The 21817-nt window shown below is 70.8% G+C and carries 27 protein-coding genes and 1 riboswitch; of the genes, 10 read left to right on the top strand and 17 right to left on the bottom strand.

The annotated features are described in order from the left end of the window. Positions 1–30: 30 nt before the first annotated feature. From C8E87_RS08710 to C8E87_RS08700, 3 genes are read right to left on the bottom strand one after another with little or no spacing between them, the layout of a single operon-like run. Complete coding sequence (locus C8E87_RS08710; protein ID WP_133872611.1) at positions 31–831, bottom strand: energy-coupling factor transporter transmembrane component T family protein; 801 nt, start codon at positions 829–831, stop codon at positions 31–33. Beyond that, a complete protein-coding gene (locus tag C8E87_RS08705) occupies positions 828–2258 on the bottom strand; it encodes an ABC transporter ATP-binding protein (RefSeq protein ID WP_133872610.1) in 1431 nt (476 codons plus the stop codon). The genes C8E87_RS08710 and C8E87_RS08705 overlap by 4 nt, the downstream gene beginning before the upstream one ends. A gap of 18 nt (positions 2259–2276) precedes the next feature. Continuing rightward, the gene (locus C8E87_RS08700) at positions 2277–2849 is read right to left on the bottom strand and encodes an ECF transporter S component (protein WP_133872609.1); all 573 of its coding nucleotides are present in this window, start codon (positions 2847–2849) and stop codon (positions 2277–2279) included. A gap of 72 nt (positions 2850–2921) precedes the next feature. Then, positions 2922–3024: riboswitch (TPP riboswitch) on the bottom strand. A gap of 62 nt (positions 3025–3086) precedes the next feature. Here C8E87_RS08700 and C8E87_RS08695 point away from each other — a divergent pair. Then, positions 3087–3908 carry an alpha/beta fold hydrolase gene (locus C8E87_RS08695; RefSeq protein ID WP_133872608.1) on the top strand — a complete coding sequence of 274 codons (822 nt, stop codon included), beginning with the start codon at positions 3087–3089 and terminating at the stop codon, positions 3906–3908. A 31-nt stretch (positions 3909–3939) separates the two neighbouring features. Beyond that, positions 3940–4488 (top strand): DUF6328 family protein, encoded by a 549-nt coding sequence (locus C8E87_RS08690; protein ID WP_133872607.1) that lies wholly within the window; start codon positions 3940–3942, stop codon positions 4486–4488. On the opposite strand, the gene C8E87_RS08685 is transcribed toward C8E87_RS08690, so the two are convergent. From C8E87_RS08685 to C8E87_RS08655, 7 genes are read right to left on the bottom strand one after another with little or no spacing between them, the layout of a single operon-like run. Next, the gene (locus tag C8E87_RS08685) at positions 4454–5062 is read right to left on the bottom strand and encodes a hypothetical protein (protein ID WP_133872606.1); all 609 of its coding nucleotides are present in this window, start codon (positions 5060–5062) and stop codon (positions 4454–4456) included. The genes C8E87_RS08690 and C8E87_RS08685 overlap by 35 nt on opposite strands. 16 nt (positions 5063–5078) lie before the next feature. Then, positions 5079–5486 (bottom strand): Fur family transcriptional regulator, encoded by a 408-nt coding sequence (locus C8E87_RS08680; RefSeq protein ID WP_133872605.1) that lies wholly within the window; start codon positions 5484–5486, stop codon positions 5079–5081. Continuing rightward, entirely contained in the window at positions 5483–5785 is a 303-nt protein-coding gene (locus C8E87_RS08675; protein WP_133872604.1) for an ArsR/SmtB family transcription factor, read from the bottom strand. The genes C8E87_RS08680 and C8E87_RS08675 overlap by 4 nt, the downstream gene beginning before the upstream one ends. Then, complete coding sequence (locus tag C8E87_RS08670) at positions 5782–6660, bottom strand: metal ABC transporter permease (protein WP_133872603.1); 879 nt, start codon at positions 6658–6660, stop codon at positions 5782–5784. Before C8E87_RS08670 ends, C8E87_RS08675 begins: the two co-directional genes overlap by 4 nt. Before the next feature lie 2 nt (positions 6661–6662). Next, positions 6663–7442: a metal ABC transporter ATP-binding protein gene (locus C8E87_RS08665; protein WP_133872602.1), complete on the bottom strand. Its 780-nt coding sequence runs from the start codon at positions 7440–7442 to the stop codon at positions 6663–6665. Continuing rightward, entirely contained in the window at positions 7442–8362 is a 921-nt protein-coding gene (locus C8E87_RS08660; RefSeq protein WP_133872601.1) for a metal ABC transporter substrate-binding protein, read from the bottom strand. Before C8E87_RS08660 ends, C8E87_RS08665 begins: the two co-directional genes overlap by 1 nt. 49 nt (positions 8363–8411) lie before the next feature. Continuing rightward, positions 8412–8669: a DUF6703 family protein gene (locus C8E87_RS08655; RefSeq protein ID WP_438866027.1), complete on the bottom strand. Its 258-nt coding sequence runs from the start codon at positions 8667–8669 to the stop codon at positions 8412–8414. A gap of 31 nt (positions 8670–8700) precedes the next feature. Between C8E87_RS08655 and C8E87_RS08650 the strand changes: the two genes are divergently transcribed. The 3 genes from C8E87_RS08650 (at position 8701) to C8E87_RS08640 (ending at position 11013) form a co-directional block, all read left to right on the top strand. Further along, positions 8701–9042, top strand: a complete 342-nt coding sequence (locus tag C8E87_RS08650; protein ID WP_133872600.1) for an antibiotic biosynthesis monooxygenase family protein — start codon at positions 8701–8703, stop codon at positions 9040–9042. A 17-nt stretch (positions 9043–9059) separates the two neighbouring features. Next, positions 9060–9554 (top strand): hypothetical protein, encoded by a 495-nt coding sequence (locus tag C8E87_RS08645; protein WP_133872599.1) that lies wholly within the window; start codon positions 9060–9062, stop codon positions 9552–9554. A 79-nt stretch (positions 9555–9633) separates the two neighbouring features. Continuing rightward, positions 9634–11013, top strand: a complete 1380-nt coding sequence (locus C8E87_RS08640) for a glycine--tRNA ligase (protein ID WP_133872598.1) — start codon at positions 9634–9636, stop codon at positions 11011–11013. A gap of 37 nt (positions 11014–11050) precedes the next feature. Here C8E87_RS08640 and C8E87_RS08635 read toward each other — a convergent pair whose 3' ends face one another. Then, the gene (locus tag C8E87_RS08635; protein ID WP_239080503.1) at positions 11051–11515 is read right to left on the bottom strand and encodes a hypothetical protein; all 465 of its coding nucleotides are present in this window, start codon (positions 11513–11515) and stop codon (positions 11051–11053) included. A gap of 54 nt (positions 11516–11569) precedes the next feature. Here C8E87_RS08635 and dusB point away from each other — a divergent pair, with 54 nt between their 5' ends. After that, on the top strand, positions 11570–12688 hold the full coding sequence (gene dusB / locus C8E87_RS08630) for a tRNA dihydrouridine synthase DusB (protein ID WP_133876709.1): 1119 nt from the start codon (positions 11570–11572) through the stop codon (positions 12686–12688). 134 nt (positions 12689–12822) lie between these two features. Here the strand turns inward: dusB and C8E87_RS08625 are convergent, their stop codons facing one another. From C8E87_RS08625 to C8E87_RS08600, 6 genes are all read right to left on the bottom strand, one after another. Then, entirely contained in the window at positions 12823–13911 is a 1089-nt protein-coding gene (locus tag C8E87_RS08625; protein ID WP_133872597.1) for an MFS transporter, read from the bottom strand. A 57-nt stretch (positions 13912–13968) separates the two neighbouring features. Then, the gene (locus tag C8E87_RS08620) at positions 13969–15045 is read right to left on the bottom strand and encodes a DUF2786 domain-containing protein (RefSeq protein ID WP_133872596.1); all 1077 of its coding nucleotides are present in this window, start codon (positions 15043–15045) and stop codon (positions 13969–13971) included. A 72-nt stretch (positions 15046–15117) separates the two neighbouring features. Further along, positions 15118–15489, bottom strand: coding sequence for a hypothetical protein (locus C8E87_RS08615; protein ID WP_133872595.1), 372 nt, complete (start codon positions 15487–15489; stop codon positions 15118–15120). 70 nt (positions 15490–15559) lie between these two features. Further along, entirely contained in the window at positions 15560–16045 is a 486-nt protein-coding gene (locus C8E87_RS08610) for a roadblock/LC7 domain-containing protein (RefSeq protein ID WP_133872594.1), read from the bottom strand. A gap of 35 nt (positions 16046–16080) precedes the next feature. Further along, on the bottom strand, positions 16081–17142 hold the full coding sequence (locus C8E87_RS08605; RefSeq protein WP_239080502.1) for a DUF4388 domain-containing protein: 1062 nt from the start codon (positions 17140–17142) through the stop codon (positions 16081–16083). A gap of 11 nt (positions 17143–17153) precedes the next feature. Then, a complete protein-coding gene (locus C8E87_RS08600) occupies positions 17154–17534 on the bottom strand; it encodes a roadblock/LC7 domain-containing protein (protein ID WP_133872592.1) in 381 nt (126 codons plus the stop codon). 283 nt (positions 17535–17817) lie between these two features. Here C8E87_RS08600 and C8E87_RS08595 point away from each other — a divergent pair, with 283 nt between their 5' ends. From C8E87_RS08595 to C8E87_RS08580, 4 genes are read left to right on the top strand one after another with little or no spacing between them, the layout of a single operon-like run. Next, positions 17818–18192: a VOC family protein gene (locus C8E87_RS08595; RefSeq protein WP_133872591.1), complete on the top strand. Its 375-nt coding sequence runs from the start codon at positions 17818–17820 to the stop codon at positions 18190–18192. Positions 18193–18201: 9 nt separating this feature from the next. Further along, positions 18202–19416 (top strand): deoxyguanosinetriphosphate triphosphohydrolase, encoded by a 1215-nt coding sequence (locus C8E87_RS08590; RefSeq protein ID WP_133872590.1) that lies wholly within the window; start codon positions 18202–18204, stop codon positions 19414–19416. 11 nt (positions 19417–19427) lie between these two features. After that, entirely contained in the window at positions 19428–21287 is a 1860-nt protein-coding gene (gene dnaG, locus C8E87_RS08585; protein WP_133872589.1) for a DNA primase, read from the top strand. Further along, positions 21284–21808, top strand: a complete 525-nt coding sequence (locus C8E87_RS08580) for a hypothetical protein (RefSeq protein WP_133872588.1) — start codon at positions 21284–21286, stop codon at positions 21806–21808. Before dnaG ends, C8E87_RS08580 begins: the two co-directional genes overlap by 4 nt. Positions 21809–21817: the final 9 nt, after the last annotated feature.

The following is a 21817-nucleotide window of genomic DNA, read 5'->3' as shown; positions in this document are numbered from 1 at the left end:
CGGGTCGGGTGTGTCGGCTGAACGATCTGCTCAGATGATCGGGCGGAACAGGCCCAGGGCGATCGTCACTCCCAGCGCCGCACCGGAGAGGGCCACCGCCCCCACGACCAGGGCGGCGTCGGCGGCCCGGAAGAACTGCCGGCGGGCGTGGGTGCGCTGGATCCCGGAATCGAAGCCGCGCGCGTCCATGGCCACGGCCAGGCGGCCGCCGCGGCGGAGGGCGCCGACCAGCAGGGCGAAAGCGGTGGAGACGAAAAGGCGTACGGCGGAAATAGGGTTTTTGCCCGCGTCGATGCCTCGGGCGCGCCGGGCCAGGGTGAGCATCTGCCACTCGGCGCCCAGCAGGGGGAGCAGCCGGAAAGCGGCCAGCGCGCCGATGGCGAAGCGGGCGGGGGCCTTCGCGTTCTGCACCAGCGCGTCGGCCAGGTCGGTCGGGTCGGTGGTGGCGAAGACGAGCACGCCGGGGACGGCCACGGCGAACAGGCGCAGGATCAGGCCCAGCGCGGAGGTCAGCACGCCCGTCGTGATGTCGAACGGGCCCAGGTCGAGCAGGAGGGCGCCGGTGCGGTTGGCCGAGAACAGCACCATGGTGACCAGCAGGCCGAGCGAGGCGACCAGCACCGGCCAGGCCCGCTTGGCCAGCGTCGAGTAGCGGACGCCGAACAGGGGGGCCACGGCGAGTTCGACGGCCAGGGCGATCGCCGGGGTGAGCGGGTCGAGCGTCGCCAGCAGGGGCAGCGAGAAGAGCAGGGCGGCGGCCAGCTTCGCGACGGGGTTGCGCCGGGCCAGCGGAGCCGACATGTTCCCTGTCGGCTGCAGGGCGAAGTTCATGCGCGTGGCCGCCGGTGGGGGAGGGGGTCCCGCGGGCGGGCTGTGCCGAGGGGGAACGTGCGGTCGGCCACCGTCCGCACGAAGTCGTCGTCGTGGGTGACGGCCAGGATGCCGTGGCCGTCGTCGCGCAGGGTGGCCAGCAGGGTGACCAGCTCGATCCACGTCTTGCGGTCCTGGCCGAAGGTCGGCTCGTCGAGCACCAGCAAGCGCGGCGCGGTGGCCAGCGCCGTGGCCACGCTCAGGCGGCGTGCCTCCCCGCCCGACAACGTGTACGGGTTCGCCTCCGCGAGCTTGGTCAGCCTCAAGCGTTCGAGCAGGTCGGCGACGGTCGCGGCGACCGCCGAGGGGGAGCGGCCCAGCCGTCGCGGGCCGACCGCCAGCTCGTCGGCGACCCGGGACGTGACGAACTGGTGTTCCGGGTTCTGGAAGACCGAACCGATGCGCCCGGTCAGCGTCGCCGCGCGCCACCGGTGCGGCGGGCGCTGGTCGCCGAAGCCGCTGATCCGCCCGCCGGTCGGCGCGATCAGCCCGCCGAGCAGCAACGCCAGCGTCGACTTGCCCGCCCCGTTCGGCCCGGTCACCGCCAGCACCTCGCCGGCGCCCACCCCGAGCGTCACCGGCGCGAGCCGTTGCGACAGAGCAACCCCTTCGGCCCGTACGAGATCAGGGGTGGCCGCCGTGCCCGACTTGAGCGGCGGAATCGTGAAACCCGGCACCCACACGCCCTCGTCGGCGAGCCGGTCGCCGTAGGCCGCGAACACCATCTCGGGCGCGCCGTCGGCCCGCACCCCGCCGCCCGGCTCCAGCACCACCACCCGGTCGACCAGCGGCAACGCCTCGGCCACCCGATGTTCGACCAGCACCGTGGTGGTGTCGCGAAGCGCCGCGAGCGACTCCCGGATCAGCGCCGCCCCGGCCGGGTCGAGGTTGGCGGTCGGCTCGTCGAGCAGCAGCAGGCCCGGCCGCGACGCCAGCACCCCGGCCAGGGCCAGCCGCTGGGCCTCGCCGCCGGAGAGCGCCGCCGTGGAGCGGGTGATCGGGTAGGGGAAGCCGACCCGGTCGAGCGCGTCGCTGACCCATGGCCAGATCTGCGCCGCCTGCACCCCGCGATTTTCCAGGCCGAACGCCACGTCGTCGCCGCTGCGGGCCATCACGAGCTGGGTCTGCGGGTCCTGAAAGACGATGCCGACCTTTTCGCGGGCCTTGCGCGGGTCGAGGCCGTCGATCTCGATCGTGCCCTCGGACTCGCCCGAATCCTCGGGAAGCAGGCCGGACAACGCCGCGAGCAGGGTGCTCTTGCCGGCCCCGGAAGGCCCGAGCAGGAGCACCCGCTCGCCGTGAGCGATCCGCAGGTCGACCTCGCGGACGGCCCAGGCCCGCCGGCCCGCATGCCGCCAGCCGAAACCGCGGAGAACAACCTCGCTCATGACGTGAACAACATCAGATCAGACAAGCGCGCGCGAGCGGCCCGCCGGGAAACGGTCCAGGACGCCGGTCTGAGCCAGAGCGCGGGTGAGCAGCACGCTGCCCAGCCCGGCGATCACCAGAGCCGACGCCGCGGCGATCAGGACGTACGGGATACGGAAGGAGCCCCACGCCGTGTCGGGGTACCAGACGAAGACGTCGTAGACCGCGGCCACCAGACCGGCGGCCGCCCCGGCCAGCAGCGCGACCGGCAGACGGTACACCTTGTAGGCGAAGGCCGCGAAGACCAGCTCGGCGCCGAGGGCCTCGAGCGGGCCCTGCACCGCGATGGTCCAGCCCCAGCTCGTGCCGATGGCCACCGAGACCAGGGCGGCCAGCGACAACGTGTAGAAGGCGGCGCCCGGTTTGCGCACGATCAGCGCGCCCAGCACGGCCGGGACCAGCCAGACGCCGTAGAGCAGGGCGCGGCCGGGCAGGGGGATGGCGTCGGCCGGGCCGTTGTAGAGCAGGCCCCAGGCCCAGAAGATGACGCCGAAGGTCACGGCGACGATCGAGGCTATGACGATGTCGATCGTCCGCCAGCGGTTGAACATGTGAGAACCTCCCAGTGGGTACCGGGAGGAGACGCACGCCGTCGCCGGGGACGGACCCCGGACACGACGCGGCTGGAGAAAAGACCGAACTTCCTGCGCTGGCATTACCCAGATCAGGTGCGAGGGTCTGCGGTTGCCCGCACTCTCAGCGCTGTGCGCTCCCCTGTCGGAAAAACATGGTGTGTTTCGATGACGCTAACACCGGTCACGGTCAAGGAACAGCGAGGGAGCCGTCACATGGAGATCAAAGCGCGAGGCCTGACCTTCGACGTGTACGAGGGCGGCCCGTCCGACGGCGACCCGGTGCTGCTGCTGCACGGGTTCCCGCAGGACCACCGTGAGTTCGACCTGCTCGCGCCGCGGTTGCATGAGAGAGGGCTGCGCACGTACGCCATCGACCAGCGCGGCACCTCGCCCGGCGCTCGCCCGGCCGACGTCGGGGCCTACCGCATGTCCGAGCCGACGGCCGACGCGGTGGCCGTCCTGGACGCCCTGGGCATCGAGTCCGCGCACGTCATCGGGCATGACTGGGGCGCTGTCGTGGGCTGGTGGCTGGCCTCGGGTTACCCGGAGCGGGTCCGTACGCTGACCGCCGTCTCGGTGCCGCACCCCAAGGCGCTGGGCCTGGCGTTACGGGTCCGGGCGTCGCAGCGGGCGCGGATGGTCTACTTCAAGATCTTCCAGTCGCCGGTGGCCGAGCGGTTCCTGCTGGCCCGGGACGGCGCGGTGCTGCGCGCGATGCTCAAGCCGATCGGCCGTACGGGCGACAAGTACGTCGAGTCGATGCGGACCGACCCGGACCGGCTCACCGGCGGCCTGAACTGGTATCGCGCGGCAACCGGCGGCTCGCCCGACGGCCCGGGAATCGTCCGCGTGCCCACCACGTACGTGTGGAGCGACAAGGACGGCGTGGTCACGCTGACCGCTGCCCTGCGCACCCGCGACTGGGTCGAGGCCGACTATCAGCTCGTCGCGATGCGGGGCATCAGCCACTGGGTGCCGGAGCAGGCCTCTGCCGCGCTCGCCGACGCCGCCCTCGCGCGTATCGGCGGAGTTTGATTCGCGGGCACTTTGGGGAATCCGCTGCGTCATGGTGGACAAGGCGTACGGGCGACACGAGACCGAGAAGCAGCGCTGGGACCGCAACTTCGCCGACCTGCTTCAGGAGTTGCGCGTCGCGCAGACGGGCATCCAGATCCTCTTCGCCTTCCTGCTGACCCTGCCGTTCAGCAACAGGTTCTCCGAGGTCACGCAGTTCCAGAAGGACACGTACGTGGTGGCGCTGCTGGCCGCGGCCGGGGCGACCGCCATGATCATCGCGCCGGTCGCCTTCCACCGCGCCCTGTTCCGTCAGGGCCGCAAGCCCGAGCTGGTGCGTTACGCCCACCGGATGGCCACCGGCGGGCTGTTCTTCCTGCTTGTCGCGATGGTCAGTTCGGTGCTGCTGGTCACCGACTTCATCCTCGACCGGCCGCTGGCGTTCCTGTTGAGCGCGATCACCGCCGTCTTCTTCCTCACCTTCTGGGCGGCCATCCCGTTCTTCCGCCGGAACTGGATCGACGAGGACGACGAGGACGAGGACGAGGAGGTCGCCGGGACGGACGTCACTCCCGGCGAGACCGCAGACCGAGCCGCTTGAGTTCCAGCTCGGCCAGCGCGTCGACCGCCGCGGCGTCGCCGTTGCGCCAGCTCTGCGCGATGTCGGGACCGAGCTTGGCCAGGCGGTTGAGCGGCTGGGAGGAAAGGGCGCGCAACGCCAGCAGGTCACGCCCGGCGGGCTGATCGCGTACGGCGGAAGCGACCGACGCCCGGCGCATCCACCGCAGCCGCAGCGGAAGCCAGAGGAACAGCACGAGAGCCAACGGAACGGACACCGCCACCAGAGCCACGACGATCGCCATCGTGTCGACGACCTCTTGCTGCTCACGGCCCGCCTCGGCCAGCGACCGGGCGGCCGAGGCGGCGCCGTTGAACGGTTTGACCAGCTGATCGCCGACCAGCGGGACGCCGTCGACCTTGCTGCCGGCGTCGCTCAGGTTGTCGGCGATGCCCCCACCGGCGGCCTCCAGCTTCGCCCCTGGGACACCGAGTTTCTCGACCATGTCGTTGACCCACAGACCCGCGCGAACCCACAGATAGATCCACAGGACCACGATGGCGTCGGTGAGGATTTGGCGTACGGCGGTGGGCAGCCGGTCGGCGTAGAGCTTCACCGGCCCAGGGTCCCACTCAGGACTTGTTCGCGCAGTCCGGGCAGGTGCCGAAGATCTCCATCGTGTGCGACACGTCGACGTAGCCGTGCCGGCTGGCCACCTTGTCGGCCCACGACTCGACCGCCGGGCCCTCGACCTCGACCGCCGAACCACACTCACGGCACACCAGATGGTGGTGGTGGCCCTGGCTGCAGCGGCGGTAAAGATGTTCGCCGCCGGGCGGGCGCATCACGTCGATCTCGCCCGCGTCGGCCAGACCCTGCAGGGTGCGATAGACCGTGGTCAGGCCGACCCGCTGACCCTGTTCCCGCAGCCGGGCGTGCAGTTCCTGCGCGCTGTAGAAGCCCTCGGCCTCGGCCAGCACGGCGCTCACCGCGCTGCGCTGCTTGGTGTTGCGCTGCGCGACGTTCTGTTCGGCACTCACGACCTGACCTCCCTGGCATGGCTGACCGCATCGGCGACGATGTGCGCCACGTGATCGTCCACCAGCGAGTATGCGATCTCGCGTCCACGGCGTGCACCCCGCACCACCCCGGCGCCGCGCAGCACCCGCAGATGCTGGGAGACCAGGGGTTGCGGCGCGCCGAGCTTCTCGACCAGCTCGTGGACGCAGCGCTCGCCCACCCCCAACTCTGCCACGATCGCCACCCGGATCGGCGCCGACAGGGCCCGCAGCAGCTCACCTGCCGACTCGTACGCCTCGTAACCGCTCGTCGTCGTCATCGGACCGGGGCCTCCTGCAGAACGACGTCGGGCGGCTCCACCTCGCGGGGCGGCTGGGAATGCCGGCGCACCATCCGCAGGCCCGCGGCCCCGACGGTGATCGCCACGAAGACGGCCAGCGCCAGGATCACCGTGGTGGCGCCGGGCGGGGTGTCGGCCTCGGCCGAGACGACCACCCCGGCGCCCGCCGCGACCAGCCCGATCGCCATCGCGGCGGCCATCGTGGTGCGGAAGCCGCGGGTGACCTGCTGCGCGGCGGCCACCGGGATCACCATCAGGGCCGAGACGAGCAGAAGGCCCACCGTACGCATGGCGATCGTCACCGTGACGGCGGTGGTGACGGCCATCAGCAGGTTGAGCGCGCGCACCGGCAGGCCGCTGACCCGGGCGTACTCCTCGTCGTTGCAGACCGCGAACAGCGCCGGCCGGAACACCAGCATCGCGATCAGCACGGCCGCCCCGAGCACGGCGATCACCGCGATGTCCTCGGGCGACGTCGTGATCAGCGAGCCGAACAGGTACTGCACCAGGCTGTTGTTGTTGGCGTCGTCGGAGAGCGCGACCAGCACCACGCCACCCGCGATGCCGCCGTAGAACAGCAGCGCCAGGGCCAGGTCGCCGGAGGTGCGGCCGCGCTCGCGGATCAGCTCGACGCCGACCGCGCCGATCGCCGCCACGATCACCGCGCTGAGCACGGGGGACTGGTTGAGCAGCAGGCCCACGCCGACGCCGGTCAGCGCCACGTGCCCGATGCCGTCGCCGATCAGCGAGAGCCGCCGCTGCACCAGATAGATGCCGAGGGCGGGCGCGGTCAAGCCGATGATCAGCGCGCCCAGCAGGGCGCGGATCATGAAGTCGTACTGGAAGAGGTCCATCGTCAGCTCGCCACGATCCGGTCGGCCGGGGCCACGCAGATGCCCGCCGCGGGCTGCACGGCGTGCGGGTGCACATGGTCGTGGTCGGGTTCGGCGTGGTGACCGGCCGGCTCGGGTGGCGCGCCCTCGTGCGCGATGCGGCCCTCGTGCACGACGACGGCCCTGTCGATCAGCGGCCGCAACGGGCCGAGCTCGTGCGCGACCAGCAGGATCGTGCCGCCGTCGCCGGCGAACCGGCCCAGCGCGGCGGCGAACGCCTCCTGGCTGGCCGCGTCGACCCCGGCCGTCGGCTCGTCGAGCACCAGCAGGTCGGGCCGGCCGGCCAGCGCCCGCGCGATCAGCGTGCGCTGCTGCTGGCCGCCGGAGAGCGTGGTGACCGGGTCGTTGATGCGCATCAGCAGGCCCACGTCGGTCAGCGCGTCCCGCACCGCCGCCCGGTCGGCCGCCCCGGACGGCCGGAAGATGCCGCGCCGGGCCAGCCGCCCCGAGGCGACGACCTCGCCGACCGTGGCCGGCACGCCGCTGCCCGCGCCGAGGCGCTGCGGCACGTAGCCGACGCGGGCCCAGTCGCGGAACTTGCGCTGCGGGGTGCCGAACAGGTCGATCTCGCCGTGGCCGAGCGCGACCAGCCCGAGGATCGTCCGGATCAGGGTGGACTTGCCGGAGCCGTTGGCGCCCAGGATCGCGACGACCTCGCCGGCGTCCACGGTCATCGACACGTCGTGCAGGATCTCGCGGCCGTCGTAGCCGACGGCGGCGTGGCGTACCGAGACGACACTCATCACTTGCACCCCAGTCCGGTCTCGAGGGTGGCCAGGTTCTGCCGCATGACGGTGAAGTAGTCGCCGGTGGAGTCGGTGAGGCCTTCGAGCGGGTCGAGCACGGCTGTCCTGGCGCCGACCTCACGGGCGATGGTCTCGGCCACCGCCGGGCTGACCAGGGTCTCGAAGAAGATCGTGGTGGCGCCGGTCTCGCGGGCCTCCCGGGCCACGGCGGCGAGGCGCTGCGGCGAGGGCTCGGCCTCGGGCGAGATGCCGGTGATGCCGACCTGGTGCAGGTCGTAGCGGGCGGCCAGATAGGCGAAGGCGGTGTGGCTGGTCACCAGCTCGCGGCGGTCGCAGGTCTTCAGGCCGGCGGCGAACTCGGTGTTCAGCGCGGTCAGCTCGGCGCCGAGGGCGCGGGCCCGCTCGGCGTATCCGGCGGCGTGCGCGGGGTCGGCCTGGCCGAGGCGCTCGGCCAGCTTGCCGGCGATCGTGGCCAGGCGGACGGGATCGAGCCAGACGTGCGGGTCCTCGCCGCCCTCGGCCTCGGAGTGCTCGTGGCCGTCGTCGTCCTCGCCGCCCGCGGGCAGCAGGGGCACGACCGCGGCAGCGTCGAACCCCTTGTCCTCGGCCTCCAGCCCGATGGCCTCGTCGACGGCCGGCTGGAAGCCCTTGATGTAGACCGCGAGGCCGGCGTCGGCGATCTGGCCGACCTGGCGTGGGGTGAGTTCGAGGTCGTGCGGCTCGGCGCCCGGCTTGGTGAGGTTGGTGACGCTGACCACATCGCCTCCGATCCGCTCGCTGAGGAACTGCAGCGGATAGAACGCCGTGACGATCTCGAACTTCCCGTCCTCCGGCTTCTCCCCGGAGGCGGCCTGATCACCGCACCCGGCGAGGGCGACGGCCGGCACGAGCAGAGCAGAGAGAAGACGGCGGCGCATACCACCCACTGTCTCTGACAATGATAATGATTGTCAAAAGCGCATGTGTCTAGAGCGCCTTGGTCACCACGACCGCGAGCAACAGGGCCAGAATCAGCAGGCGGAGGGCGCGGGTCGAGCCCGACTGCACCGGCCAGGTCGTGAAGGTGAGCGCGGCCAGGCCCGCGGCCAGCACGAACAGCAGGGCGGCGCCGACGATGCCCGGCAGGAAGAGGCCACCGAGCATCACCGCCAGCGCGAGGACGAAGGCGGCCGTGGGGTTCACCCGGGACAGGCGCCCGAGCAGGTTGTCGGAAGGCGTCACCACGTCACTCCTCGTCGCTGCGTACTCTCGTCGCATGCTGGTGCTCAACCGCTTTCACGTGCAGCCGGACACGCAGGACGGCTTCGTCGAGCGGGCGCACGCCGCGCTCGCCGCCCTGGCCGAACGACCAGGGTATGTCTCCGGCCGGCTGACCCGCGCCCTCGACGACCCGGACTGGTGGACCCTGGTCACCGAGTGGCAGTCCGTCGGAGCCTACCGGCGGGCCCTGGGCGGCTTCGACGTCAAGGTCCACGCGACCCCGCTGCTGAGCGAGTCGATCGACGAGCCGTCCGCGTTCGAGACCCTGGCCAGCGCCGAACCGGGCGGGAAGGTCGAGGTGGCCGAGAGCGACCGGGCCGCCGAGCCCTGGCGCTGACGACTACGCTTGGCGCCATGACGACGGCGCCTCATGTTCCGGTCCCGCCGCAGGGCCCGGGTGTCCAGCCGCCGTTCCCGGCCCCGCCCGTCGAGGGCAAGGGCAAGCGTCTCGGCTGGGGCCTGGGCATCGGCGCGGGCGTGCTCGTGCTCGTCTGCGGTGGCGGGCTGGCCGCGCTCATCGGCCTCGGCACGTCGATCTCGGGCGCTCTCGACGAGCAGGCGCACGCCGCCGTCGACGACTATCTGAACGCTCTGCGCGGCGAGCGCTTCGACCAGGCGTACGGGTTGCTCTGTGAGCAGGCCCGGCGGCGCGAGACGGCCTCGGAGTTCCGCACGCGCGTCGCGGCCGAGGAAAGGATCACCGACTGGAAACTGGGCCGGTTCAGCACCGTGTCCATGACCATGCCGGTCACCGCGACGCTCGAGGACGGTCAGGTCGAGCAGCTCAGGGCCTCCCTCGATCAGAACCAGTCGACGGGCCAGTTCGAGGTGTGCGAGGTCGGGGAGTAATCTCGCTGTTTGTCCCGATCACGCCAGGTGATCACTACCTTCGAGGTCCCCGCCGACACCCAGCCGGCGTAGGAGGAACATGCCCGCCGACCGTATCGACTCCGTCGTCAGCCTGGCCAAGCGCCGAGGCTTCGTCTTCCCCTCCAGCGAGATCTACGGAGGAACCCGCTCGGCCTGGGACTACGGTCCGCTGGGCGTGGAGCTGAAGGAGAACGTCCGCCGCCAGTGGTGGCGCACGATGGTCCAGCAGCGCGACGACATCGTCGGACTCGACTCCGCTGTCATCCTCGCGCGTGACGTGTGGGCTGCCTCCGGTCACCTCGACGCCTTCGTCGACCCGCTGACCGAGTGCCAGTCCTGCCACAAGCGTTTCCGCGCCGACCACCTCGAGGAGGCGTACGAGGCCAAGCACGGCTCGCTGCCGTCCTCGCTGCAGGAGCTGAACTGCCCCAACTGCGGCAACAAGGGCACCTTCACCGAGCCGAAGATGTTCAACGGCCTGATGAAGACGTACCTGGGCCCGACCGAGAGCGCCGAGGGCCTGCACTACCTGCGGCCCGAGACCGCGCAGGGCATCTTCGTCAACTACAACAACGTGGCCACCGCGGCCCGCAAGAAGCCGCCGTTCGGCATCGCGCAGGTCGGCAAGAGCTTCCGCAACGAGATCACGCCGGGCAACTTCATTTTCCGTACGCGTGAGTTCGAGCAGATGGAGATGGAGTTCTTCGTCGAGCCGGGCAAGGACGAACAGTGGCACGAGTACTGGCTCCAGGAGCGCTGGAACTGGTACCTCGGGCTCGGCCTGTCCGAGAAGAACCTGCGCTTCTACGAGCACCCGAAAGAGAAGCTGTCGCACTACTCGAAGCGCACCGTCGACATCGAGTACCGCTTCCAGTTCGGTGGCACCGAGTTCGCCGAGCTCGAGGGAATCGCCAACCGTACGGACTTCGACCTGTCCACCCACTCGAAGCACTCCGGCGTCGACCTGTCGTACTTCGACCAGGAGAAGCAGGAACGCTGGGTGCCGTACGTGATCGAGCCCGCGGCCGGTCTCACCCGCGCGGTGCTGGCCTTCCTGCTCGAGGCGTACGACGAGGACGAGGCACCCAACACCAAGGGCGGCGTCGACAAGCGCACGGTCATGCGCTTCGACCCGCGGCTGGCCCCGGTCAAGGTGGCGGTGCTGCCGCTCTCGCGTAACCCGGAGCTGTCGCCGAAGGCCAAGGGGCTGGCGGCCGACCTGCGTAAGCGCTGGATCGTCGAGTTCGACGACTCCCAGGCCATCGGCCGGCGTTACCGCCGCCAGGACGAGATCGGCACCCCGTTCTGCGTCACGGTCGACTTCGACACCCTGACCGACGACGCCGTAACGGTCCGCGACCGAGACACCATGAAGCAGGAACGCGTCGGCCTGGCCCAGATCGAGGACTACTTGATCAAGCGCCTGCCCGGCTGCTGACAATGATGAAGGGCCGTCTCGCGCGGCCCTTCATCCCTCAGCCGGCGCCGCTGGAGGCGGCTGCGGATGATTCGGCGGCCCACTTGCTGAGGACGACGGCCAGGACGAAGAGCTGCAGGGACTGGGGGAGGCCGGGCAGCTCGACCTCGACGGTGTTGCCCCAGAAATTGGTCTTGCGGACGCTGCCGACGCGCATGTCGCCGAGGATCAGTTCCTCCTCGCCGGACCACATGGACTTGCGGCGGAAGTGGTAGGTCCGGCCGCCGGACGAGACCGACCAGCGTTTGCGGCCCACCCGCTCGGCCGAGGCGAGCACCACATCGGAGTCGTCGGTCATCGTGTACTTGGTGCCCCACGCGTTCGACCGGACCGTGTGGCGACGCCCCTCAAGCGTGAACACTCCGCCGCTCTTCCAGGTCGACTTGTCCCACGTAGCGATCTCGCGGCCACGGTCGGTCACGACGTAGTCGCTCTTCCACGCGCTGATCTTCCGAGCCTCCATGGATTCAGCGTACGGACAACCGGCAACTACGCTGGGGGAGTGACTGCACCGCTCATGCTCGGCGACCACGCCGTGAACCCGCCCGTCGTGCTGGCCCCGATGGCGGGGATCACGAACGTGGCCTTTCGGCGTCTCTGCCGGGAACAGGGCGGGGGTGTCTACGTCTGCGAGATGATCACAACTCGGGCGCTGGTCGAGCGGATCCCCAAGACGCTCCAGATGATCGCGTTCGCCGAGGACGAGGACTTTCGCAGCCTGCAGCTCTACGGGGTCGACCCCGAGGTGACCGCGGCCGCCGTGCGGATGGTCGGCGAGGACGGGCTGGCCGACCACATCGACCTCAACTTCGGGTGCCCGGTGCCCAAGGTCACCCGGCGTGGCGGGGGCTCGGCGTTGCCGTGGCGGCGCAAGCTTTTCGGGCGCATCGTGCGACAGGCCGTCGAGGCGGCACGCCCGTACGGGATCCCGTTGACGGTCAAGATGCGCAAGGGCATCGATGACGACCATTTGACGTACGTGGAAGCGGGTTTGATCGCCCAGGAAGCGGGCGTGGCCGCGGTGGCGCTGCACGCGCGCACGGCCGAGCAGCGGTATTCGGGCCAGGCCGACTGGGACGCGATCGCGACGCTGAAGCAGGCACTCGACGTTCCCGTGCTCGGCAACGGCGATATCTGGGAAGGCTCCGACGCGCTGCGCATGGTGGAGCACACCGGGGTCGACGGCGTGGTGGTCGGGCGCGGCTGCCTGGGCCGGCCGTGGCTCTTCGCCGACCTGGAGGCCGCGTTCACGCAGGGCGCCGGCTACAAGCCGGTGCTGCCCCTGCTCGGCGAGGTCGCAAAGATCATGTCACGGCACGCCGAGTTGCTGGTCGACGCGCTCGGTGACGAGAAGCACGGTTGTGCCGACTTCCGTAAGCACGTGGCGTGGTATCTGAAGGGCTTCCCGATCGGCGGCGAGCTGCGGCGGCGGCTGGCGATGATCTCGTCGCTGGCCGAGCTGGACGACCTGCTGGGCAAGCTCGACCCGGGGGAGCCGTTCCCGGTGGGCGAGCTGGGGCAGCCGCGTGGGCGGGTCAACGCGCCGGGCAAGGTGTCGCTGCCGCACGGCTGGCTGGACAGCCGCGACGACGACACCGTCCCCGAGGGCGCCGAGATGGAGAACAGCGGAGGCTGAGAAACGGGCCCTGTGGATATCGCTCGAGGCCTGTGGATATTCCGATTTGTCGCTTGCGGGCGGCGTAGAGTTTGCGTCACCTCATAGGCTTGGGCCAGCCCCCGGGTGGGTGGGGCAGCACTCCGGGAGATCAACTAGCGGCGGGCGATCATGGCCGTGGCCAGCAGGGGGAGTGCGCAGAGGGTGAACAGCGTGCTCATCGGCAGGTCGAAGGCGAAGACCGCGTAGAGCGCCACCGCGAAGACCTCGCCCCCGAAGCCCGCGACCGACAGGACTGTGCTGCGGGCCGGGCCGGTGATCGAGTCCTGCAGGCGGGTCTCGGCGCGGATGATCGAGTATTCGAGCAGGCCGAACGCCACTGATACGACGATCATGGCGGCCAAGTGTGGGATCAGCGCGCCGGCGGTCACAGCGGCGGCGGCGATCGTGAGGGCGGCCGGTAGCGGGAAACGGCGACCGGCCAGTGCGCTCCCGGCGGCCATCGTCAGAGCTGTCACGGCGTAGAGCAGCGGGACCTGGGCGATCGACGCGCCCTTGTCCGTCGACAGCAGCGGCAAGTATTCGTCGAGCGCGGTGAAGCCGGGGATCAGGGCAGCGACCAGGACCTTCCGGGCTACCGGCCGGGAGCTGGCGGTCTCGCGCAGGCCGCTCCTGAGCATTGACCAGTACCCGTCCCCGGGCGAGTCGTCCGCAGGCTCGGAACCGCGCTTTTCGGGCAGGTGCAAAGACAGCGCGGCGCCCACCAGCTTGATGGCGACGCTCAGCGCGCCGACCAGCACATGCCCGCCCGCCTGCCAGGCGGGAGCGGCCAGCAGCGTGGCCCCCAGCATGGCCAGGATCGAGACAGTGTTGGCCCGCCCCATGATGCGGGCGTAGTCGCCGGCCCGGCCCGCCGCGGACAGCGAGTCGTAGACAAGGGCCTCCAGCGCCCCCGACGACAGCGAACCGCCCAGCCCCCACAGCACGAAGCCCAGCGCGAACCCCGGATACGACGGCCACAGCGTCCACGTCGCGAAGCCGGCCGCGGTGATCAGCTCGCCGAGGGCGTACAGGCGTTTGCGGGACCAGGCGTCAGCCAGCGCGCCGGACGGGATCTCGGCGGCGAACGCCACGATCGACCAGAGCGCGAACAGCGACGACACCTGGGCCGTGGACAGGCCGGTGCCGGCGAAGAGCAGCGCGTACACCGGATAGAGCGGCACGGCCTCGGAACAGGCGCGCACCGCGTACAGGAGCCAGGGTCAGCGTGGAGGAGACATGCCCCCATTCTGCCCCGGCGGTCAACCCATTTCGGCCTCGTCGGCGGCGGCCCGGCCCGACTCCCACCCTTCGAGGCTGTCGATGCGGCTGCCGCGCGCCCGGACCGTACGGGGAAACGCCTTGTGCATGACCTCACGAACCTGGACGTCGCGGTTGCGCAGCACCGGCAACAGGTCGTCGTGGCCCGCGAGCTGCCGGCGGGTCACCTCGGTCAGCCGTTCCGAGATCCGGATCCCGTACGCGACCAGGAAGCTCCGCCGGAACGCCTTGATCCGTGCCTTCCCCTTGGCCGGCTCGTCGCGCGTCATCGCCCGGTTGGCCTGCACCAGCAGCGACGTGTAGAGCAGCTCGACACCGTCGATGTCCGCGTCGAAGCCGAACACCGTCGAGAAACCCAGTTCGGGTGACCACACCGTGTGACAGTGGTTGGCCCGCGCCACCGCGTCGAGCAGGCTCGCCTTTTCGCTCTCGTACGGGTGGTCCACCCCGATCCGCCGCGCGAACGGCACCACCTCGGCCCTGTCCGCGCTGGTCAGGGCCTCGGAGATGCTGTGCCGGGCGATCAGTTCCTGCGCCTTGGCCGAATACGCCTCCGCCTCGGCCGCGAAGTCCGTCGATTCCGCCTTGGCCAGCAGCGCCCGGACGCGTTCGAGCACCTTGGCATCCGATTTGCCCGGTCTGAAGGCCGCGGTGCCGGGCGGCGGGAGAAGCACCTCGATCAAAGGCAGCCGCCGCAACTCGATGAGCAGCCCCAGCGACGAGTCGATCAGGCTGATCCGATCCGGTCGCCGGGTCCCCGCCGGCAGCCGCGCGACCTGGTCCCGCCAGCGAGGATCAACATCGGAGAAGCGTTCCCCGTACGCCGTGGCGGCGTCGACGACGAGCGCCGCCTTCACCGGATCGCCCAGCCGGGCCACCACCCGGTGCAGTTCGGCGGGCTGCCACCCACCCTTGAAGAGCCGCTCGAACGCGTCCCGCAGGCTCGCGCCGAGCGCCGCGTCCACCTCGGCCGCCGGCGCCACGGTCAGCGCGTCGAGCCCGGCCTCATAACCGATCGCGCCACCGGCCACATCGCGCACGATCTCCTGCACTGACACATCTCAAAACAGTAGAGCGCGGAAAGGGAGGGCCGGGAACGGCCCTCCCTTTCCGCAGCGGAAACGACGCGGTCAGACGTCCATGTCGTTCTCGATGCGCTTGAGCTGGTGCCGGGCCATGGCCAGGTTCGACCGGTCGCGGCGCAGGGCCACGTAGAGGAACAGGCCTTTGCCGGCCCGGCTCGTCAGCGGGCGGATCAGGTGATACTGGGCGTCGAGGGTGATCAGGATGTCCTCGATCTTCTCGGTGATGTTGAGCATCTCCATCGCGCGCAGCTTGGCCCGCACCACGTCGGTGTTGCCGGCCGCGGCGACCGTCAGGTCGAGGTCCTTGCCGCCGCCGACCGTGCCGAGGGCCATGCCGCTCGTGTGGTCGACCAGCGCGACGCCGATGGCGCCGTCGATTTCCATGATCTCTTTGAGTGCGGTGTCCATGTCGGCCATGGATTTGTCCTCCAGTGCGGTGGGATGGCGGCCCGCTTCTGATGGGCGGAACCGTTCGGAACAAGCGGGCTCAGCCCGCGGCCTGCCGACGCCGGGCATTGGTCGACAGGGTGGCCATCGGCGTGCGCCGGGCCAGAGGGCTCGGCGGTCCCGCCTGCTGCGGGATCTCCGGCCGGGGGCGGGGGTTCTCCAATTTCAGGATCCGGACCAGCCGGCGTACGCACCGGCGGGCCTCCAGGTGCACCATGGCCAGGTTCGCGTCACCGGACGTGACCAGGGTGAGCAGCGCGTTCGGGCCCGCCGTGTACGAGGTGATGTAGCCGCGATCGCACTCCACCACCGACTCGCGCAGCTCGCCGTGGTTGACGGCGTGCGCGAACCGGCGGGCCAGCGCGAGATGCGCGGCCGCCAGCGCGGCGATGCTGTCCGGCTCGATGTCGTGCGCGTCGTGGGCGACCACCAGCCCGTCGGTGGTGGCCAGCACGCTGCCGGAGAGTTCTTGCAACCGGCCTCGCAGGCGGTCGAGCTCCTGGAGCACCGCCGGATCCACCGTCATCCTCGGTCTCTCTTTCTCCTTCGGGGGTGCGCGCGTCACCGCAACGCCCTCAATGCGGTACGGATGCGCTTGAGCAGGACTTCATCGGTGCCGTGATGCACCGGCGGGGGTTCGCCGGCCACCTCCTTGGGCAGCTTGGCCCCCGGTTTGCGGCGGGCCAGGCGGGCCGGCCGGTAGATGGGCTGGGTGGGACCGTCGTCGGCCACCGAAGGACCCGGCGGTTCTGTTTGACGGGCCGGCTCTGTCTGACGCGGTGGTTCTGTTCTGTCGGGGGCCGGGACCACGGCGCGGGCCGCGGTGACCACGGGAACGGCCGCGTCCGCCGGGTCCGGCACAACCACTGGGCGCTGGGCGTCGACGGCAGTGCCCCGCCCCCGTACGAGCCGCACCAGATCGGGATTGGGCGCCGGCGTCTCGGGCAGCTCGATCAGCCCCATCGCGGCCATCCGGCGCAGCTCCTGCACGCAGGCGAACCCGGCCTTGCCCAGCAGCAGGGCCAGGTCGGCCGGTGTCCGCTGCCCGTCCGCGTGCACGAGCAGCTCCCACTGCAGCGCGGTGAGCGTGATCCGCTCGCGCGGCGGCCGGGTCGCCGGGGCGATCGCCGCGGTGTCGATCCGGGCGTCCGGGAAGATCCCGTCGAGGATCCGCACCCGCCGGCCCACCTCGTGGCAGACCGCCTCCGGGTCGACGTGCACGACCGGGCCCAGCCAGTGCGTCGCCCCGGCCAGGAAGTCGACCGGCGCCGCGGCGGGCGAGAGCGCGAAGTACGCCGCGTCGTAGATGGCGCCGAGCACACACATTTCCAGCTCGCCCCGGGTCAGATGACCCTGCTCGACCAGCAGCCGCCCGACCTGCGCGGTGGAGGTGCCCAGGTCGAGCGCGTTCTGCCAGGTACGCCCGGCCAGCCGGCCCGACGCGGTGAGCAGCTCGCCGACACCGGGCGCGGCCGGTGACTCGGCATAGATGACACGGCCCTCGAGGACGTAGACCGCGCCGCCCGGGTGGCCACCGACCACCAGCGCGCCGGTCTGCCGCTCGCCGGCCACCTGCGTGAGCAGGCTCCCCGGCGCGACGGTCATCGAGGCTGTCAAAACCACTCCCATCCCCGTCAGGTAGCGACGAGCTCGTCGGCGAGTTTCTGCATGCGGCGCCGGGCCACCGCGAGGTTGCCCTGCGCCCGGTCGAGCCAGACGTAGAGCACCAACCGGCTGTCGAAGTCGGTGTGCACCATCCGCAGCAGGTGGTAGCCGCCGGTGGTGGTGATGATCAGGTCTTCCAGCAGGTCGTGCGGCACGGCCGAGACGAACAGCGACCGGCTGGTGGCCGCCTGCACCACGTCGGCCGTCCCCGCCGCCGCGGCCTTGTGATCGGAATTCGGTGCGGCCCCGGTCATGGCGATCGGAAAGCCGGTGGTGTAGTCGACGAGGCTGGCGCCGACCGCGCCAGGGATCGCCATGGCCTCCTGCAGACAGTGGTCGACGCCGGGCACGTGTTCTCCTGAGCGCTGCGCTGCTCCCCGCCCGGCCGTGCGTCGTTGCCGCGGCCGTCGGCGAGCCTCCGGTCCGGTGCCGGCTCCGCCCCGCAGGATCACGTGACCTCGCCCTCACCGTGGGCCATCCTCTGACCGCACCGGGGTCGCCAGTCGCACCCCATGTGCGTCATGACCGACGGGATCGAGGACTGTCACCGGCCCGCCGGCGCGCTGTTTCGAACAGGAGAAGATAGTGAGGGACGCGTAACATGATCGCTGCTTTTCGATGAAGGAGACATGGATGCCGAGCCAATGGGAGCAGATCGTCGTCGACGCGGAGGACCCCGCGCGGCTCGCTCGCTGGTGGGCCGCGGCGCTCGACTACGTGATCGTGGACGAGCAGCCCGACGAGGTGGAGATCCGCCGCAGCGCCGACCAGTTGCCGGGCCTGCTCTTCGGCCGCGACCCCGAGGTCAAGAAGGTCAAGAACCGGTTGCACATCGACCTGCGCCCGGACGACCAGGAGGCCGAGGTGGAGCGCCTGCTCGACATGGGGGCCCGGCACGCCGACATCGGGCAGGGCGACGACGTGCCCTGGGTCGTGCTGGCCGACCCCGAGGGCAACGAGTTCTGCGTGTTGGCCGCAAGAAGCAAGGAGAACCCGGCCGCCGCATAGGGTGATCCCATGACGGCGTTCGACGCCCAAAGACGGATCGGCGAACCGGCCAAGGACAGCGGCTACGGACGAACGCCCTACCAGCGCGACCGCGCCCGGGTGCTGCACTCGGCCGGGTTCCGGCGGCTCGCCGCCAAGACCCAGGTGCACACCGCGGGCTCCGACGACTTCCTGCGTACGCGTCTGACCCACTCGCTCGAGGTGGCCCAGATCTCGCGCGAGATGGGCGAACGGCTCGGCTGCGACCCGGACGTGGTCGACGTGGCCGGGCTCGCCCACGACCTGGGCCACCCGCCGTTCGGGCACAATGGTGAGGCGGCGCTGCACATGGTCGCCGAGCCGTGCGGCGGGTTCGAGGGCAACGCGCAGACCCTGCGGGTGCTGACCCGGCTCGAGGCCAAGGTGCCGGGGGCCGGGCTCAACCTGACCCGGGCGTCGCTCGACGCGAGCTGCAAATACCCTTGGGCACGGCAGCCGGGACGCCGCAAGTTCGGGGTGTACGCCGACGACCTTCCCGTCTTCGAATGGATCCGCGAGGGCGGCCACGGTGAGCGGCGCTGTCTGGAGGCCCAGGTCATGGACTGGGCCGACGACGTGGCGTACTCGGTGCACGACGTCGAGGACGGCGTGCACGGGGGTTATCTGAGCCTGCGCCCGCTCATGGAGGACGCCGACGAGCGTGCCGCCCTGTGCGCGGACGTCGCCGAGGTGTACTCCGACGAGCCGGTCGGCGAGCTCGCGGACGTCCTTGATCAATTGCTGACCGACCCGGTGGTGACCGAGGTCGCGGGCTACGACGGCAGCTACCGCGCCCAGGTCGGCCTCAAACGGATGACCAGCGTGCTGACCGGCCGTTTCGTGGCGTCGGCAGTGGGCGCCACCCAGGGTCGTTTCGGAACGGACCCCGTACGCCGGTACGCCGCGGATCTGATCGTGCCGCGAACTGTGCGTAACCAGTGCGCGCTGCTCAAGGGCATGGCTTTGCGGTACGTGATGCGGACGCGGGCGGCCGAGCAATGGTACGAGCGACAGCGGGTCATCCTGGTTGAGCTTGTGGAGGCCCTCACGCGTACGCCGGAAGCCCTTGACCCGGTCTTTGCGCCCCTGTTCCAGGCAGCGGAAAGTGACGCCGAGGCGCTGCGCACAGTGATCGACCAGGTGGCCTCGCTCACCGACACGGCGGCGGTGAGCTGGCACGGGACCCTGGTGGCAGCGCGCGCCTGAGACGAGGCAGGATGTATGCCGTGGCGGGCAGGGTCAAGGACGAAGACATCGCACTGGTCCGCGACCGCACGTCGATCGCCGACATCATCAGCGAGTCGGTGACGCTGCGGCCCGCGGGCGGCGGCAACCTCAAGGGCCTGTGCCCTTTCCACGACGAAAAGACCCCGTCCTTCACGGTCGCCCCGGCCCGCGGCGTCTACTACTGCCACGGCTGCGGCGCGGGCGGCGACGCGATCAAGTTCCTGATGGACGCGGAACACCTCTCGTTCATGGAATCGATCGAGCGGCTGGCCGGGCGGGCCGGCATCCAGCTGCGCTACGACGAGGCCGGGGCGCCGAGCGGGCCGCGACCGCAGGCCGGGCAGAGGCAGCGGCTGCTCGCCGCGCACGCCGCCGCCGCCGACTTCTATCGCGAGCAGCTGGGCACCCAGGGCGCCCGCAAGGCCCGGCAGTTCCTGGCCGAACGCGGGTTCGGGCGTGACGCCGCCGAGCGCTACGGCTGCGGGTTCGCCCCCGACTCGTGGGACGCGCTCGCCAAGCACCTGCGGCAGAAGGGCTTCACCGCGGACGAGCTGAACACAGCGGGGCTGACCAAGCCAGCCCGGTCGGGTTCGATGATCGACAGGTTCCGCCGGCGGCTGTTGTGGCCGATCCGCGACCTGTCGGGCGACGTGATCGGGTTCGGCGCGCGCAAGCTGTTCGACGACGACGACGGCCCGAAATACCTGAACACGCCCGAGACGCCGCTCTACAAGAAGTCGCACGTGCTCTACGGCATCGACCACGCCAAGCGAGAGATCGCCAAGCGCGGGCGGGCGGTCATCGTCGAGGGGTACACCGATGTGATGGCCTGTCACGAGGCGGGTGAGCCCACGGCGGTCGCGACCTGTGGCACGGCGTTCGGCCTCGACCACATCGGGGTGCTGCGCCGCCTGCTGATGGACAGCGACAGCTTCACCGGCGAGATCATCTACACGTTCGACGGCGACGCGGCGGGGCAAAAAGCGGCGTTGCGCGCCTTCGAGGAGGATCAGCGCTTCGTCGGGCGCACGTTCATCGCGGTCAGCCCCGACAACATGGACCCGTGCGAGCTGCGGCTGGCCAAGGGTGATCTGGCCGTGCGCGACATGATCGCCGGGCGGGAGCCGCTGGTCGACTTCGCGCTGCGCCAGACGTTGCGCAAGTTCGACCTCGACACCGTGGAGGGCCGGGTCGAGGCGATGCGCCGGGCCGCCCCGCTGGTCGCCAAGATCAAAGACCGGGAGAAAAGGCCCGAGTACGCCCGTAAGCTCGCCGGCGACCTGGGCATGGACCTCGAGCCGGTGCAGCGGGCGGTCGCGTCGGCCATGCGGGGCGAGTCCGACGGCCGGGACAGCCGGCCCGCGCAGCCCGCCGAGGCGCCGCAGCGGCTGGTCGAGCGGGAATCGCTCAAGCTCGCGCTGCAGGAGCCGGTGCTGGCCGGCCCGATGTTCGACGTCGTCGGCGCCGAGAACTACGCCGACCCGGTCTATCGGTCGGTGCGCGTGGCGATCGAGGCGGCCGGTGGCGCCTCCTCGGTGCCCGGCGGGGGCGTGGTGTGGATCGAGAAGGTGCGCGACAGCTGCACGGACCTGGCCGGGCAGGGCATGATCTCGCAGCTCGCGGTCGAGCCGCTGCGCGCCGACGGGGTCGTGGAGCCGCGCTACGTGCAGATCACGCTGGCCCGGCTGCAGATGGGCGCGGTGACGACCCGCATCCGCGACCTGAAGTCCAAGGTGCAGCGGCTCAACCCGGTGGCCAACAAGGACGCCTATCTCGCCCTGGCCGGCGAGCTCTTCTCGCTCGAACAGCAGGCTCGGGCCCTGCGCGACCAGGCGGCAGGTGGACTGTGAACTTCCTTCGGCGCAAGCCCTCGCTCCCGGCGGCCCTCAAGCCGCGGCTCGATCCGGAGGAAAGGGTGGTGGCCTGGGCGCCGGTCGCGGACGACGCGGCCGTGGTGGCGACCAATCACGGCCTGTGGCTGCCCCGTGAGGGCAAGCGGCTGGGCTGGCACGAGATCCACAAGGCGGCCTGGTCGGGGCGTGAGCTGCGGATCACGCCGGCCGAGACGGCCGAGGAACGCGAGGGCTACACCGTCCTGGTCGACGGGCCGATCGTCACGGTGCTGCTGCTCGAACCCGGTCAGGTGCCCGACCAGGTCCGCACCCGGGTGACGAGGTCGGTGGCCTACACGACTCACCACCCGTTGCCGTCCGGCGGGGTGCGGGTGGTCGGCCGCCGGGTGCCGGGGCGGAACGGGCTGAGCTGGGCCGTGCGCTACGACTCGGGCACGCCGGTGACCCTGCCCGCGGTGGTCGAGCTGACCGGCGAGCTGGTGGCGACGGCCCGGTCCACGATGGCCGCGCCCGACTGATCGCCGTTT

The sequence above is a fragment of the Paractinoplanes brasiliensis genome, assembly GCF_004362215.1.
GTDB lineage: Bacteria > Actinomycetota > Actinomycetes > Mycobacteriales > Micromonosporaceae > Actinoplanes > Actinoplanes brasiliensis.
The sequence above is the reverse complement of the archived record's forward strand: the minus strand, read 5'-3'. Positions and strand labels throughout refer to the sequence as shown.

Excerpts from the sequence above, each read along its gene's own strand:
- C8E87_RS08640 (WP_133872598.1), top strand. The coding sequence starts at position 9,634 with ATGCCCGCCGACCGTATCGACTCCGTCGTCAGCCTGGCCAAGCGCCGA.
- C8E87_RS08695 (WP_133872608.1), top strand. The coding sequence starts at position 3,087 with ATGGAGATCAAAGCGCGAGGCCTGACCTTCGACGTGTACGAGGGCGGC.
- C8E87_RS08670 (WP_133872603.1), bottom strand. The coding sequence starts at position 6,660 with ATGGACCTCTTCCAGTACGACTTCATGATCCGCGCCCTGCTGGGCGCG.
- C8E87_RS08705 (WP_133872610.1), bottom strand. The coding sequence starts at position 2,258 with ATGAGCGAGGTTGTTCTCCGCGGTTTCGGCTGGCGGCATGCGGGCCGG.
- C8E87_RS08610 (WP_133872594.1), bottom strand. The coding sequence starts at position 16,045 with ATGACGGTGGATCCGGCGGTGCTCCAGGAGCTCGACCGCCTGCGAGGC.
- C8E87_RS08700 (WP_133872609.1), bottom strand. The coding sequence starts at position 2,849 with ATGTTCAACCGCTGGCGGACGATCGACATCGTCATAGCCTCGATCGTC.
- C8E87_RS08645 (WP_133872599.1), top strand. The coding sequence starts at position 9,060 with ATGACGACGGCGCCTCATGTTCCGGTCCCGCCGCAGGGCCCGGGTGTC.
- C8E87_RS08660 (WP_133872601.1), bottom strand. The coding sequence starts at position 8,362 with ATGCGCCGCCGTCTTCTCTCTGCTCTGCTCGTGCCGGCCGTCGCCCTC.
- C8E87_RS08635 (WP_239080503.1), bottom strand. The coding sequence starts at position 11,515 with ATGGAGGCTCGGAAGATCAGCGCGTGGAAGAGCGACTACGTCGTGACC.
- C8E87_RS08650 (WP_133872600.1), top strand. The coding sequence starts at position 8,701 with ATGCTGGTGCTCAACCGCTTTCACGTGCAGCCGGACACGCAGGACGGC.
- C8E87_RS08615 (WP_133872595.1), bottom strand. The coding sequence starts at position 15,489 with ATGGCCGACATGGACACCGCACTCAAAGAGATCATGGAAATCGACGGC.
- C8E87_RS08590 (WP_133872590.1), top strand. The coding sequence starts at position 18,202 with ATGACGGCGTTCGACGCCCAAAGACGGATCGGCGAACCGGCCAAGGAC.
- C8E87_RS08595 (WP_133872591.1), top strand. The coding sequence starts at position 17,818 with ATGCCGAGCCAATGGGAGCAGATCGTCGTCGACGCGGAGGACCCCGCG.
- C8E87_RS08665 (WP_133872602.1), bottom strand. The coding sequence starts at position 7,442 with ATGAGTGTCGTCTCGGTACGCCACGCCGCCGTCGGCTACGACGGCCGC.
- C8E87_RS08675 (WP_133872604.1), bottom strand. The coding sequence starts at position 5,785 with ATGACGACGACGAGCGGTTACGAGGCGTACGAGTCGGCAGGTGAGCTG.
- dnaG (WP_133872589.1), top strand. The coding sequence starts at position 19,428 with ATGTATGCCGTGGCGGGCAGGGTCAAGGACGAAGACATCGCACTGGTC.
- C8E87_RS08690 (WP_133872607.1), top strand. The coding sequence starts at position 3,940 with ATGGTGGACAAGGCGTACGGGCGACACGAGACCGAGAAGCAGCGCTGG.
- dusB (WP_133876709.1), top strand. The coding sequence starts at position 11,570 with ATGCTCGGCGACCACGCCGTGAACCCGCCCGTCGTGCTGGCCCCGATG.
- C8E87_RS08710 (WP_133872611.1), bottom strand. The coding sequence starts at position 831 with ATGAACTTCGCCCTGCAGCCGACAGGGAACATGTCGGCTCCGCTGGCC.